The organism is Aerococcus sp. BD502 (genome assembly GCF_057919555.1).
On sequence record NZ_CP147972.1, the window covers coordinates 1,112,264 to 1,126,372 of the forward strand.

Here is a 14,109-nt window from a genome sequence, read left to right on the forward strand (position 1 = left end):
AAATGAACCAGTCTTGAACTTTTATTCCGAAGATTTTCTTAGGCACCTGTCCATGCACCAAAACCAGCTCCTAGCAAAGCGCCACCTATCCCACAAGCGGCCATTGCATATGGTCCACCAGCCGAACATATCTTTACACCTGTGGTTGCCCCTGATAAGGTCGTACCTAAAATCCCTACGGCACTACCTCCTCGAATTGCTTTTAATTCCTGATTAGAAAGAGAGACTGTGCGTGCTTTTTCATTCATAGTCAAAACCCCCTTTATTTTATTGCATCCCAACCAGCGGCAGCACCACCGGCTACAACACCATATAGTCCACCAACAACACCACAAGCAGGTCCACAAATTGCAGTTCCTAAGCCTGCACCTCCAGCAGCTCCTGTAGCTATTCCACCAACAACTTGTCCTAATTGACTCCAAGCACTACCACCAATTACTTTTTTGGTATCTTCAACTGACAAGATCGTTACTTTTTCCATTCAAAAACCTCCAATTTATTATTTTTACAAGAAAATTCTAGCACGGTGAACATTAAAAAAATGATTCTATCATGAAATATCTAAAATCAAGCTTGAAAAATACAAGAACGATAGTAGTATCAAGCAATTAAACTCTCAGCTTACAGATCAATTTATGAATGTTACGGTATGAGACGTTAACTATTTAAAGTAGTCTTTCACTTTATTAAACAGATCTTGTACGGCATTTTTCCCTCCCGAAAATATTGATCCACCTCTTACCGCTCCCCCTCTGATAGCTTTTGCTTCTTGTTTCGTCAATTTTTTCCTATTCAATATATCATCACTCCTCTTAATTTGTAACTAGAGTATATGATTCTCCATATTAAAAAGGATTAAATTGTCATAACATCGTATTTTTTAATCTCAAAATCTAAGTTAAGGCACATGACATATTTTTTAAAAATAGAACTAATTTTAATATCATTGCTATAAATAATTAAGCACTGATGATATGTAGAAGGATGCCCCATTCGTTTTGTATACAACAATTTTTACAGCTTTATGATTTATATGATTGAAAAAGACAAAAAGCATCTAAAAACACTCCGCATATCTCTGCGAGATTCTTAGATGCATATTGATAAAGCTTAATCGATTAATTATGAAACAGTCTTTTCAATAGCTTAGTTTTAACAAGTGGAAAATGACATGAGTATTCCTCAGGAAATATTATAGTGCGAGATTTGTAATCAATTGATTTTATTTGTTGTGGATTGATCAAAAATGATTTGTGTACACGAAGCAATTCAGGATACTCATCGGTTAAGTCATTCAGCTTTCCATAAAATTCATACATAATATCCTCACCATATAGAATTAATTTATGGGGGGTGGGAGAAGTTTCGATGAAGTAAATAGTCGAAATATCTACTCTGATACTTCTTGAGCCCATCAAAAATGATAAATGTCGGTGGTTAGGTGATCGATCAATAAAAGTTTTTTGGTGGCAACTATTTAGTACTTTTTGAATTTGTTTTTTTTCAGTATGACTATCCTTCACGATATAATTTAATGGTGATATCTGTCTTTGTAGAGTCTTTATGGCTAGTTCCTGATGTGAAGTAATAAAAACAATTTGTGCGAACTCGTTATCACTTCTGATTTGTTGCGCAATATCGATACCATCAAGACTCATACCGAGATCAATATCCAAGAAGAATAAACAATTAGTAATACTATTTCTTTTCAGATATAGAAAAATATCATCCGGATCTGTGGTTGCGAAAATGAGCTCCATATCATAATCATTGATCATAATCCAGTTTTCAATCACAGACTTATAGTATTGAACTAATATTGAATTATCATCACATAAGAAAATTGGCAAAGCTATACTAATCACGCTTTCTTTATATTTAGAGTAGAAATAAATAACTGATCAGCGGCATAATGCATAATATCAGCTTGCTTTGTTGTTGATAATATGTCATTGAGGTTGTTTAAACCTAGACCTCTATCTGGTCCCTTACTACTAAACGCTTTTTTATTCATTAAATCTAAGGGAGGTAACTTTCCTTGATATGAATTCTCAATAGAAATTTCTATTATATCAATATTTGCCATTACTAAAACATTTAATATTTTATCAGACGATTCTTTCGCGGCCTCTATGGCGTTATCCATCAATATTCCAACAATCCGAACTAGTTTAACTTCTTCTAGATTAAAATGACTTATTGGTTTTAGGCATTCAAAATGAACGTTTATGTTCTCTTGCTCTGCTTGCAATAGTTTAGTAGCCAAAAGGGACTTTAAAGATTGAACTTGAATGTTACTAATTTCAGAAATACGCATAACATTATTGTCAATCATCTGATGTGAGTAGTCTAACATCTCAGCCAAATATTCACGATTTATTTCATTCATTTCTTGTGATGCATTTAAACCAATTAAAAGGTTCTTATAATCATGACGAAATTTTTTTAACTCTTGGTAGTTTCTTTCTATATCACTTGTATAGCTATTCATCATATGCATCTTTTCTTTTAAATTTTCAAGATCTCTTTTTTCTTGATTCTTTTTTATTGAGAGATAGGTAAAATAAATTGAAATTGAAAACTGGGCAATAAGAAATCCAAGCATTATCAGGCTAAAAATACCCAGAGCTTGCATTTCTCTTAAAATTTCACTAAATAAAATTATGATGATGACTAATATAGCTAGTTGCATGGTAAAGATTTTATTTTCTTCTAATGATAAGGGTTGGCTTAATATTTTACGCTGAATTATTATTGCAATTCCTAGGGACAAAAGCCAATTCATTGTAATCACAACAACAACTGCTAAAGCTCCTCGATAATTTAATGCATTCATTTTAAGGCTAAAAATAAATCTAGCTAAATTAGAAGTAAGAAACGGAATAATCCAATATATCAATATTGAAAGGAATATCCCAAAAAGATCACTGATTAGAATGCGTATATCAGTTCGGTTCCATCTATAAAAATATAATAAAGTTATTGAGAGCATGACTGCAAGTATTCCTAAAAATGCATTCGTCATTGAAATTAGGGTAAGTGGTATTAATAGTAACAATATACCTATAAGAAATAATTTGGACTTTATGTTGGTTAATAAGTGTATCAATATAAATAGTAAAATAAGATCAAAGAACTCGATTGAAAAGTAAGAAACAGAATCAAGCAATACCATAAGAACACTCCTAATTCTGATAGTCCTCTAATTATAACAAGAATCATATAAAATAGGCAGTGTATTAACAGATTTATATTTTCATCATTTTTATACCTTTGTCATTATTTCCCAGAGTTCTTCATATGTTCGATTGAGTGTTCTCAATTGTAGATGCGTGCCAGATTCGACTAGTCGTCCATTATCTAAAACAAATACTTGGTCACATTCTTTAGCGATAGATAAATGATGTGCTATGAATAGAATCGTTTTATTATCCATATTCATTAAGTTTTGAATGATACGGTGTTCTAAACGAGTATCTAATCCACTAGTTGCTTCATCGAGTATCAGAATATCTGAATTCTTTAGTAGAGCTCTTGCAATAGCTAATCGCTGTTTTTGACCACCGGAGAGATTACTGGCACCCTCTTCAATAGGTGACTGAAATTGAAGGGGTAATCCTTCAATATATTCTTTTATCTGAGCCAATTCACATGCCCAAATAAGCTGTTTTTTTGTGGGGTGATAGTCTAAACCAAAACTCAGATTTTCAAAGATAGTGCCACTAAAAAAGAAAGTTTCCTGTGATACATATCCAATCATATTTCTCAAACCGATCTTTGAGATATCTTGAATAGAAATACCTTGAATGTGTATGCTTCCCTTTTCAGGACTATAAAAATTCATGAGTAATTTGGCTAACGTTGATTTACCAGATCCACTCATCCCAACGATTGCTACTTTCTCATTTGAATTAATTGAAAAAGAAAGATCATTTAGAACATTTTCTTCGAATCCATAGGCAAAAGATAAGTCCTTTACTTCGATTAATGGCGCTTTCGTAAAGCATTCAGTATGATTCATTTTTTGACTGATTGTCTCACCAATAAGTTCTCGATCTAGAGAGAAAATTTCGTTTAATCGATCATTAGCTACTTTTGCCGTTTGAATCTTTACCTGAAGATTAATGATATTTTGCAAGGGTGTTGTGAAGAAAGACACCAGGGCATTATAAGTAATCAATTGTCCAATAGACAGCTCTCCCTCGATTACTAAGTACGTACCAATCCACAATAACGTGGTAGAACCTATTATTTGAAGCGCCGTTTTTAAATTCGATTGTAGATTATCAAGATTTGCATTTTTGAATGATTTATCCATCATCTCTTTGAATTGACTCTGAACTTTATCAAACACTTGGTCAGTCGCATTAAAGGACTTTATTGTCTCTATCCCTTTCAAGCTTTCAATAATCTGAGAATTGACTACAGCACTAGATTCCATTTGTTCTTCATTAGTTCGATCAAATGGTTCTATAAATAGAAAAACAATTAAACCGTAAATTGGAAGTGTAATGCAACTAATTAAAAATAAAAGACGATTTTGTAAAAACAAAACAGTTCCAATAAATATAGCCATTGATACATCTAAAAATAGGGATATTGTGGCATTTGCCAAGGCATCGATAATTTTGTTGGCATCTAAAAATCTCGAAATAATTTCCCCCGACTTTCTTGTTGAAAAGAAGTTCAATGGTAAATTCAAAACATGGTTGAAATATTTCAGCATAATCGAAGAACCTAGCTGTTGTCCCAACCTAATTAAAAGATACTGTTTAAAATACTGGAATAATGTTTGTATCACACACATTGATAAAAGACCTATTGAGATGATTTCTAATAAGTTAACAGATCTTGAAGGAACAATTTCATCAATTATCACTTGAAAGTAATAAGAACCTATGATGCCAAACCCAGTTAATATAAAAGAAAGGAGTACAATACTGGCAATTATCTTCTTATAGCTTGCCAATAAAGGAATAAAGGAGAATAAACCATTGGATCTATCTTGTGTGGGATGATAATTCTCAGTAGGAGTAGTAGTTAATAAGATTCCTGTTCATATAGAAGAAAATTCTTCTGGCGTTCGTTCAATTTTTCCTTTAGCCGGATCAGCCAGAAGCAACTTCCCATTTTTCATTCCATAAACGACAACGTAATGGAAGAATGTTCCATCATTGATTATGTGAGCAATCAATGGATAGGGCACATGTTCCTCTTTCCAAATTGATTCATCAGTTTGAAAAACCTGCGTTTGAAAATTGAAATTATTTAATGCTTGGACTAATCCAAAAGCTGAGGTACCTTGACTGTTTGTTCCTGACATTAAACGTAATTTACTGATAGGAACGCTTGTATCATAAAAATTTAGGATCATAGAAAGGCATGCAACACCACAATCTTTTTCATCATGCTGCTTAATCAATTTTATTTTTCTCATTGTACTTACACCTTCTCTAGCGCTTAATATGGTGTAAATATACTTGTATTCATAGAATATTATTCCGAATTGTCCTGAAATCTCTCATTCGTATCCTAAAGTGATGAGGGGATTAATTTCTTCTGCACTTTTGTTAAAAAGGAAAAATTCGCCCGTCGTTTTCCGGTAGAAAGAAAGCTGGCTATCTTGGGCGACTGGGTGGGCACTGTCGGTGTCGTGCGCTTACCACTAATAAGTTTTTCCATTTTTCTTTCCTCTCTTTTTTAGAGTTGCTATTCACTCTAGTGGGAAATTTTGACGCTAAGATGGTCATTCATTCAAAAGCCCTTTAATCTTTACTCACTAAAATCTTAAGACTAGAAAACAACAGGGTCAATTTGAATTCCCCCACACAAAAAAGACACCCGCTTCCTGCGAATGCCTTTTTAAGGGTGAAGGTCGAGTCGTTTATACACCTAGTTTTTCCTTTAAAGCTTCGGTCAATGTTTGGGAAAAATTGATGTTTTCAATTTTTGCCAAGTCATTGAGCCATTCAGGAATGGTTACATTTTTTCGAACACTTTTCGCATGGTAACGACGGCGGTAGGCAACGGGATCGAAGCCGATGAGCGCCACTTGCTTAGTAGGAAATTGCTTTTGCACCGTGGCTATGGGGGTTGCTGGGGGAAATTTTTGATAGTCTTCAAGGGCTAAGCCTAAGACCTCTTCTGCCATCGCATAGGCTTCTTCTAAGGAGTCCCCTTGGGTCATGGCCGCGGGGATATCTGGAAATTTCACTAAAATGTATTGACCATCTTTCTCTAAGGTGGCAGGATAAACTAACATCAAATCATCCTTTCTTGGGATATTATTTCAAGCCGGCCTGCTTAAGAATGGCTTGTTCGAGTCCTTTGCCGAGATCCTTACTATGCATAGAGACAATGACGGTTCGTTTTGTGCTGGGATTAAAAAATTTCTGGTGGCTACCGGCCCTACTTTTCACGGTTTTAAAGCCATTTTTCCTCAGTAATTTGCTCATTTGCCTGGGTGTTATCGGCATATGAAGCTTCCTCCCCCCTGTTCTATACATATATTATACACACCAAATGAAGTTTCGCCAAGCGATTTTTGGGTGCATTTTTCTCTGTTTCGGTTGGTATTACACTTTCACTGGCCATTATTCATTCGCTTATCGACACATTAAAAATTCCCCCACACAAAAAAGACACCCGCCCGGTGCGAGTGTCCTTTTTAATGGATGCAAATCTGAATCTAGAAAATCAAGTGCGCAATGAGACTGACGATCGGAAGTGAAATCAGAGTCCTTTCGATGAAAATAACGAACAGGTCCTTGAGATTGACGGGAATTTTGCTGCCGAGAATCACGGCGCCAGTTTCACTCATGAAGAGGACTTGCGTGATCGATACCGTCGCAATAATAAAGCGCGTCATGTCGGATTGAATCCCTTGGGCAATCATGGCCGGCAGGAACATGTCCGCAAAGCCCACCAGCATCGTGTCCGAGGCGATTTGGTATTCTGGCACCTGGAGAATATTTAAAATTGGACGGAAAGGCAGGCCGATCCAGCTGAAAATGGGGGTAAAGGTTGCCAGCATTAAGGCCAAGGTGCCAAAGGTAATAATAGACGGCAAGACCGAAAGCCACATATCTAACGCCGTGGTCAGCCCTTGCTTCACTAATTTTTTGAGCGAGAAGTTTTCTTCGGCCTTGGCGGTCGCTAATTTTAAGGCGTAGTCTAATTTACCTTGATCGGCAGGCAAATCTTCCGTTTTGTTTTTGTTTTCGCCCGTATAATAGCTATTTGGCTTTTTATTCAAAGGGTAAATGCGTGGCAGGATAAAAGCATTCGCCAGCCCCACCACACAGACGGTCAGGTAGAATACGCCCAGGTACTTCAGCAGGCCGACCGTGTCTAAAATCACGATACAGAAGGTGATGGAAACAGCCGAGAAGCAAGTCGCAATCACCGCGGCTTCCTTGGCTGAATAATAGCCTTCTTCGTATTGGCGGCTGGTCAGGCTGACACCAATCGTCCCGTCGCCGACCCAGCTGGCTACACAGTCGATCGCACTCCGCCCAGGCAAGCCGAAAAGGGGACGCATCACCGGGGTTAAGTAAACCCCCAAAAATTCCAGCAGGCCAAAATCAGTTAAAAAGGGCAGCAGGAAGCCAGCGAAGAAGAAAATAATGAAGAGGCCGCCGATTAAGTCAAACATGATCATCTGCCCGGTTTCCTCGTGGCCAATATAGGTCGTCTCGAGGGAAAAGTAAATAATCGTACCTAAAATCACGGCTAGAACTCGCACGCCGTACCAGAAATTGGTCAAAGCGGCAGCGCGTTTTAAAAATGGACTATTTTCAATGAATTTTGGCTTGAAAAATTTATATAAGCTTGCCAGCCCAAAGGAAACATAAAGCATGATTAAGACCAAAGTGGGAATGATATTTCCCAGAAGGCCTTGAAGTTTATCAGCCAGAAGTGCCACAAGAATGGTGGTTTCCCCTTCGAAATTGAAGGGCACCATCAAGAGCACGACGCCCAATAGGGACGGCAGTATGAATTTCCCAAGAGCCGTTTTTTTCGTGTGGGTCATTTTATCCTCCTTAATAAACAAAAAAATCGTCCCTAAAAGGAACGATCCACCCTGATAACAGCAGCTGTTAATGGTAGCTAGCCAGAAGTCGCTACTCATTTCACGACTTCACCACAAGCAATCCGGTTCAATGGCGGGGGCTTTGGCATTTTCACCCAATAGCCTCTCTAAGAAAAGCGCCCGGCACCTACTCTTTGCTTCGTCGGTGTGTGACATTTCGTTAAGCTTAACTCGATATGGTTCATACCATAACATGGTGGGAGAGTTTATGCAAGGCTTAGGCGTGAAATGTTAGTGTCAAGCAATGCTCGGTCAATCATAAAGAACTCTATCTCGTATCTAATTATTCAAAAGTCACTTCGTTTTTGTGCTAAAGGACGCTGCGTTGAAAAGCAGTGGCACCGGCTTACGCTTCATAAAAGCTTACGCCTGACCGTCCTATTCTGGCTCTATGTCGTTGGAAAGGCCTCGCTACGCTCACCCTATCGGCACTCCGAGAGCCAGATATACGGACGGCCTGCTAACACTGCTAACGCAGGTCTTTAGCACGCACTCCGTGTCTTTTGGCGAAGTAGCTAACAAAATGTATGGTATAATTTCCCGACCATACTGCTTGACACTTCACTTGGAATCGTGCCCTGATGGGCACCACAAGAACTTTGTTGCGGCCTGTGACTTAGTATTGCCCTAACAATCCCTGGATATTCGGGTATAAATGGGCTTGTATTAGCTTCAAAATCTGATCGAACAGCTTCTTCAAAACAATGATTAGATTGAGCGGTGATAATGGCAGTCATCGCTGCTGCGCCTTGACGGGTCCAATTTCGTCCTTGCTTTTTCATTCGATAAGTATAAAGCCGATGGCCTGCTTCACAAACGCCACCGGAAAAATGGTCTGGCAAGCCTCTTTGTTCTGCTGGTTTAATAAATAACCAATTCCGTTCAAGATAAGCTCTTAAAGTTTTAATTAATGTTTAAGAAAAGTTTTAGCAGGCCGGGGAGTGGCTTGCCAGGTCTTGGTTAACCGGATGTTAACGGCTGGCCGGCGGGGAGTCAGGGGGGCGGTTTACTATCAGTAAAACCCATTAACCCAGGGCAGGCTAATCATTAGGAGGCTTGAGCGGGCAAAAAGGGCAGTTTTTGATGAATAAACTCAGCCAGTATGAGGCGGCCAATTTTACTATCGGGAAAGCCTGTGACGACCATAAACCTGACCCGCCCACAAGAAGCAAAGCCAAAGGACGAGAAATGCCTCCTCAGGACAATAAGAGTAGCCTAATTTCACCTCAAAGCCCACTTGACTAGAAAAATTTCTAGAAATTAGCTTAAAAGACTTGCATTTCTATTTATTACTGGTATACTAATAGCAATTTGAATAGTAATCCTTTAAAGGTTGGTCCCGTGAGGCCAGGAAGGACACAACACCAGGGCATCAGTATGCCCAAGTTTGGTGCTAGACATTTTTCAGGAATGCTGTGAACTCCTGCCTTTTCGGGCAGGAGTTTTTTTGTGGAAGGAGGCGGGGGCTTGACACAAGTCTTGATGGACGCGAATAAAATGAAACGGACCCTGGCGCGCTTGACCTATGAGATCATCGAGCAGCGCAGTAGTTTGGAAGGTGTGGTTTTGATCGGCATTCAAACGCGCGGCATTTACTTGGCCCAGCGTTTGGCCGAGAATATTAAAAAATTTGAGGATTTTGCTGTGCCGGTGGGGGAATTGGATATTTCCCTCTACCGGGACGACATGCAGGAGAAGCATCAGGATGCCCAGTTGAAGGGGACGGACGTGTCTTTTTCGGTGGTCGATAAAACCGTGATTTTAGTGGATGACGTCCTCTACACCGGGCGGACCATGCGGGCGGCTTTGGATGCCGTCATGGATCTGGGCCGGCCGAAGAAAATCGAAGCCTGCGTCCTCGTGGACCGGGGGCACCGGGAGTTGCCGATCCGTGCCGATTATGTCGGTAAAAATATTCCCACGTCCCCCGCAGAAAAAGTTGTTGTGGAGTTAGCAGAAATTGACAAGCGTGAACAGATTCGTCTGGTTCCACTTGCCGAGTCCTAGTGGTCAAAATTAGTCGTCACTTTTGGGTAAGCATGGAGGTTCAGCATGAAAAATAACAAGCAAATCTTAAACGAAGTCAAGGTCAAGTCCCAAGAAACACATGTGCATTTACCGCATCTGGTTTCCATGGAAAATTTAACCCCTCAAGATGTCCAAGCTTTAATCGACCGCGCCATGGAATTCCGCGCTGGCGCTAAAAGTGCCTTGCCTGAGCGCGATTTCTATGTGGCCAACCTATTCTTCGAAAACAGTACGCGCACACACCGAAGCTTTGAAATGGCGGAACGTCGTTTAGGCCTACAAGTGTTAGACGTGGATACGAGCACCAGCTCCACCAGCAAGGGCGAAACCCTCTACGACACGGCCTTAACCCTGTCGGCTTTAGGGGTCGATGCGGTTGTCATTCGCCATTCCGAAGACAAATACTACGAGCCCCTCATCCAAAGCCCTCACGTGCACGCCGCCGTCATCAATGGTGGGGACGGCAGTGGCCAGCACCCTAGCCAATGTCTGCTCGACCTGATGACCATCTACCAGGAATTTGGCCATTTCGATGGCTTGAAGGTGGCTATTGTGGGGGACTTGCGCCATTCCCGCGTGGCCCGCTCGAACATGATGATGCTCAAACGCCTCGGGGCTGAAGTTTACTTCTCTGGGCCAAGGGAATGGTATGTGCCTGAGGAATTTGACCATTACGGCGAACACTTACCGATCGATGAGCTCGTGGAAAAGGTGGACGTCATGATGATGCTGCGTGTCCAACACGAGCGCCATGACGAGCACTCGCCTTTCTCTAAGGAAAACTACCACCAAGAATACGGCCTCACCGAAGCACGCGGGGCCCGGCTCAAAGACCACGCCATTATCATGCACCCCGCCCCTGTGAATCGGGACGTGGAAATTGCCGACAGCTTAGTTGAAGCGCCGAAATCCCGCATCGTTCAACAAATGTCCAATGGGGTTTACATGCGGATGGCGATTTTAGAAGGCATTCTCTCTTAGGAGGTCAATGTGGCAATTTTACTGAAAAATGGACGGGTGCTAGATGGGAAAAACCAACTGCTTCCTATGGATATTCTCGTACAGGGGGATACCATCCAAGCGCTCGGCCAAGATTTAGAAGATCATCTAGCTAGCGAAGACTTAACCATTGAAGACTTAAACGGCCAATTCCTCGCTCCGGGCTTTGTGGACTTGCATGTGCACTACCGGGAGCCGGGCTTTACCGAGAAGGAAACGGTGAAAACAGGTGCCGAAGCGGCCGCACGGGGGGGTTTTACGACCGTTTGTGCCATGCCCAACACTCAGCCGGTGCCAGATACGGTGGAAGCCTTCCAAGCGATGGTGGAGCGCAACACCCAAGACGCCAAAATTCACGTCGAGCAGTATGCCCCCATCACCAAGGTCTTAACCAGTGAGGAAATTACTGATATCAAAGCCCTAGCTGCTGCTGGTGCGGTTTCTTTCACCAATGATGGCGTGGGCGTGCAAACAGCAGGCACGATGTATGAAGCCATGCAGGCGGTGGCAGCGGTGGACGGGATTTTAACCGCCCACACGGAAGACAACAGCCTGCTCTATGGTGGCGTGATGCACGCTGGGAAGAAAAATAAAGACGCTGGCCTGCCCGGCATGCTGGGTTTGACTGAGTCTACGCAAATTGCCCGGGACGTGCTCCTAGCTGAAGCGACGGGCGTCCACTACCACGTCTGCCATGTTAGCGCTAAGGAAAGTGTGCGCGTGATTCGGGACGCCAAGCGGGCGGGCATTCACGTGACTTGTGAAGTGACCCCGCACCATCTGCTCTTAACGGAAGACGACGTCGATCCTAAGAATGCCAATTACAAGATGAATCCGCCCCTCCGCAGCCAAGCGGATCGGGAGGCCTTGCGGGCGGGGTTGTTGGACGGGACGATCGATTGCATCGCCACCGACCACGCCCCCCACACCCAAGCGGACAAGGCAGCCGGCTTCTTAGAGGCGCCCTTTGGTATCATCGGGTCGGAAACTTGCTTCCCCATGCTCTACACCCATTTGGTGAAAGAGGGACTCTTGACCTTGCAAGACTTGGTGGATCATTTAACCTGCCGGCCCGCAGCTTGCTTTAACCTGCCGGGCGGTGCCTTGGCAGTGGGCCAGCCAGCGGATCTCACCGTGATTGATTTAGAGGCGACTGATACCTTGACGGATGACTATTTTGCTTCGAAAGGGCGCAACACTCCTTGGCTAGGAGAAAGGGTTCAAAGTCGGATTGAAAAAACGATGTGTAGAGGACAATGGGTTTTTAAACGTTAGGAGAGTGGACAGACACGGTGAAAACAGAAGCGATGACGATTGTTACACAGGAGGAAATTGCCGAGGATATTTACAAGCTCGTGGTCAAGGGTGACTTAGTCGACCAAATGCATGAGCCGGGTCAATTTGTCCACCTCCTGCCGCCTCGGGCTGATTTACTCCTGCGCCGGCCTTTGGGGATCAATGAAATTAACCACGAGAAGCAGGAATTTGCCATGATTTACCGGGTTCAAGGCGATGGGACACGGGCCATTAGTGAACTCAAGGCTGGTGAGAAGATTGATATCATGGGTCCCTTAGGCCATGGCTTCCACCTCGACAACCTAAAGCCCGGCCAAACAGTCTACGTTATTGGTGGTGGGATTGGGGTGCCGCCCCTCTACCAATTAGCCCTTGATCTCAAGGAAAAAGGCGTGACCCTAAAGCACTTCTTTGGCTTTAAAACAGCGGCGGAAGTCTACTACGAGGAGGCTTTCCAAGCCTTAGGGGAGACGGTGGTGGCAACCGACGACGGCTCTTACGGGAAAGCTGGCCTGATCATGGAACACTTGCCGGAAGAAGAAGAGAATTTAGCTGGAGTCTTCTCTTGTGGACCGACGGGCTTACTCCGCAGTGTGATGGGGCGCTTTGCCGAGCTGGATAATGTGCAATTATCCCTGGAGGCGCGCATGGCCTGTGCGACAGGCGCTTGCTACGCCTGCATTTGCCACACGCCTAAATCCGCCCTCGATACGGTCAAAGTGTGTGAAGATGGCCCTGTTTTCTATGCGAAGGAAGTGATTGTCTAATGGGACGACTCCAAGTGAGCCTGCCCGGCTTAGCATTGAAGAATCCGATCATCCCCGCCAGCGGCTGCTTTGGCTTTGGGGAGGAGTACGCCCGTTTTTATGATTTGAACCAATTAGGCTCGATCATGATTAAGGGCACCACGCTAAAGCCGAAATTTGGCAATGAACCGCCGCGCGTGGCCGAAACGCCGTCCGGCATGCTGAATGCCATTGGCCTGCAGAATCCGGGGGTGGAAGAAGTCCTGGCTAAGAAATTGCCCTTCCTCGCCCAGTATGAGGACCTCCCCATTATCGCGAATGTGGCGGGATCCCAAGCCGAAGACTATGTGGAAACCAGCCGCCGGATCTCTAAGGCAGAGAATGTCCATGCCATTGAGCTGAATGTCTCCTGCCCGAACGTGAAGGAAGGCGGCATTCAATTTGGCACCCACCCCGAAATCTTAAAAAGCTTGGTAGAAAAAGTCACCGCTGTTTCTGAAGTGCCTGTTTACGTGAAACTCAGCCCGAATGTCACGGACATTGTGGAAATGGCCCAAGCAGCAGAGGCTGGTGGGGCGGACGGCTTGACCATGATTAACACCTTGGTGGGCATGCGCATTGATTTGCATACCCGCCAGCCCATTCTAGCCAACGGGGTCGGCGGCTTATCCGGACCAGGCATTAAACCCGTCGCCATTCGCATGATCCGCCAAGTTGCCCAGCAAACGGACCTGCCGATTATTGGCATGGGGGGTGTCATGACCGTGGATGATGTCTTGGAGATGTACATGGCCGGTGCGAGCGCAGTAGCCGTGGGCACGGCCAACTTCACCGATCCTTACATCTGCCCGAAATTGATTGCGGCCTTGCCCCAGCGCATGGATGAATTGGATATCCCCAGCCTAGAAGCCTTGCGTGCTGATATCGCCCAAACCCTACGCCCCTAAA

The 14,109-nt window shown here is 43.2% G+C and carries 16 protein-coding genes; 5 read left to right on the forward strand and 11 right to left on the reverse strand.

From position 1 onward, the window contains the following. Positions 1 to 38: 38 nt before the first annotated feature. From WF803_RS05205 to WF803_RS05255, 11 genes are all read right to left on the reverse strand, one after another. Complete coding sequence (locus tag WF803_RS05205) at positions 39 to 248, reverse strand: Blp family class II bacteriocin (RefSeq protein WP_489610491.1); 210 nt, start codon at positions 246 to 248, stop codon at positions 39 to 41. Between the two features lie 14 nt (positions 249 to 262). Continuing rightward, positions 263 to 481, reverse strand: coding sequence for a bacteriocin (locus WF803_RS05210; RefSeq protein ID WP_489610492.1), 219 nt, complete (start codon positions 479 to 481; stop codon positions 263 to 265). A 180-nt stretch (positions 482 to 661) separates the two neighbouring features. Further along, on the reverse strand, positions 662 to 796 hold the full coding sequence (locus WF803_RS05215; RefSeq protein ID WP_489610493.1) for a hypothetical protein: 135 nt from the start codon (positions 794 to 796) through the stop codon (positions 662 to 664). A gap of 322 nt (positions 797 to 1,118) precedes the next feature. Continuing rightward, complete coding sequence (locus WF803_RS05220; RefSeq protein ID WP_489610494.1) at positions 1,119 to 1,865, reverse strand: LytR/AlgR family response regulator transcription factor; 747 nt, start codon at positions 1,863 to 1,865, stop codon at positions 1,119 to 1,121. Next, entirely contained in the window at positions 1,862 to 3,175 is a 1,314-nt protein-coding gene (locus WF803_RS05225; RefSeq protein WP_489610495.1) for a sensor histidine kinase, read from the reverse strand. Before WF803_RS05225 ends, WF803_RS05220 begins: the two co-directional genes overlap by 4 nt. A 90-nt stretch (positions 3,176 to 3,265) precedes the next feature. Then, positions 3,266 to 5,050, reverse strand: coding sequence for a peptidase domain-containing ABC transporter (locus WF803_RS05230; protein ID WP_489611893.1), 1,785 nt, complete (start codon positions 5,048 to 5,050; stop codon positions 3,266 to 3,268). 6 nt (positions 5,051 to 5,056) lie between these two features. After that, positions 5,057 to 5,437, reverse strand: a complete 381-nt coding sequence (locus WF803_RS05235; protein WP_489610496.1) for a cysteine peptidase family C39 domain-containing protein — start codon at positions 5,435 to 5,437, stop codon at positions 5,057 to 5,059. Positions 5,438 to 5,884: 447 nt separating this feature from the next. Beyond that, positions 5,885 to 6,262, reverse strand: a complete 378-nt coding sequence (locus tag WF803_RS05240) for a type II toxin-antitoxin system HicB family antitoxin (protein ID WP_489610497.1) — start codon at positions 6,260 to 6,262, stop codon at positions 5,885 to 5,887. Positions 6,263 to 6,284: 22 nt separating this feature from the next. Continuing rightward, entirely contained in the window at positions 6,285 to 6,476 is a 192-nt protein-coding gene (locus WF803_RS05245) for a type II toxin-antitoxin system HicA family toxin (RefSeq protein WP_489610498.1), read from the reverse strand. Between the two features lie 212 nt (positions 6,477 to 6,688). Next, the gene (locus WF803_RS05250) at positions 6,689 to 8,032 is read right to left on the reverse strand and encodes a YjiH family protein (RefSeq protein ID WP_489610499.1); all 1,344 of its coding nucleotides are present in this window, start codon (positions 8,030 to 8,032) and stop codon (positions 6,689 to 6,691) included. A gap of 575 nt (positions 8,033 to 8,607) precedes the next feature. Then, positions 8,608 to 8,934 carry a hypothetical protein gene (locus tag WF803_RS05255; RefSeq protein ID WP_489610500.1) on the reverse strand — a complete coding sequence of 109 codons (327 nt, stop codon included), beginning with the start codon at positions 8,932 to 8,934 and terminating at the stop codon, positions 8,608 to 8,610. 640 nt (positions 8,935 to 9,574) lie between these two features. On the opposite strand from WF803_RS05255, the gene pyrR reads away from it, so the two are divergent. From pyrR to WF803_RS05280, 5 genes are read left to right on the forward strand one after another with little or no spacing between them, the layout of a single operon-like run. After that, the gene (gene pyrR / locus WF803_RS05260; protein WP_489611894.1) at positions 9,575 to 10,099 is read left to right on the forward strand and encodes a bifunctional pyr operon transcriptional regulator/uracil phosphoribosyltransferase PyrR; all 525 of its coding nucleotides are present in this window, start codon (positions 9,575 to 9,577) and stop codon (positions 10,097 to 10,099) included. Positions 10,100 to 10,144: 45 nt separating this feature from the next. After that, on the forward strand, positions 10,145 to 11,101 hold the full coding sequence (locus WF803_RS05265) for an aspartate carbamoyltransferase catalytic subunit (RefSeq protein WP_489610501.1): 957 nt from the start codon (positions 10,145 to 10,147) through the stop codon (positions 11,099 to 11,101). A 9-nt stretch (positions 11,102 to 11,110) separates the two neighbouring features. After that, positions 11,111 to 12,394, forward strand: coding sequence for a dihydroorotase (gene pyrC / locus WF803_RS05270; protein ID WP_489610502.1), 1,284 nt, complete (start codon positions 11,111 to 11,113; stop codon positions 12,392 to 12,394). A 17-nt stretch (positions 12,395 to 12,411) separates the two neighbouring features. Continuing rightward, the gene (locus tag WF803_RS05275; RefSeq protein WP_489610503.1) at positions 12,412 to 13,182 is read left to right on the forward strand and encodes a dihydroorotate dehydrogenase electron transfer subunit; all 771 of its coding nucleotides are present in this window, start codon (positions 12,412 to 12,414) and stop codon (positions 13,180 to 13,182) included. Next, the gene (locus WF803_RS05280) at positions 13,182 to 14,108 is read left to right on the forward strand and encodes a dihydroorotate dehydrogenase (RefSeq protein WP_489610504.1); all 927 of its coding nucleotides are present in this window, start codon (positions 13,182 to 13,184) and stop codon (positions 14,106 to 14,108) included. Before WF803_RS05275 ends, WF803_RS05280 begins: the two co-directional genes overlap by 1 nt. The last annotated feature ends 1 nt before the right edge of the window (position 14,109 follow it).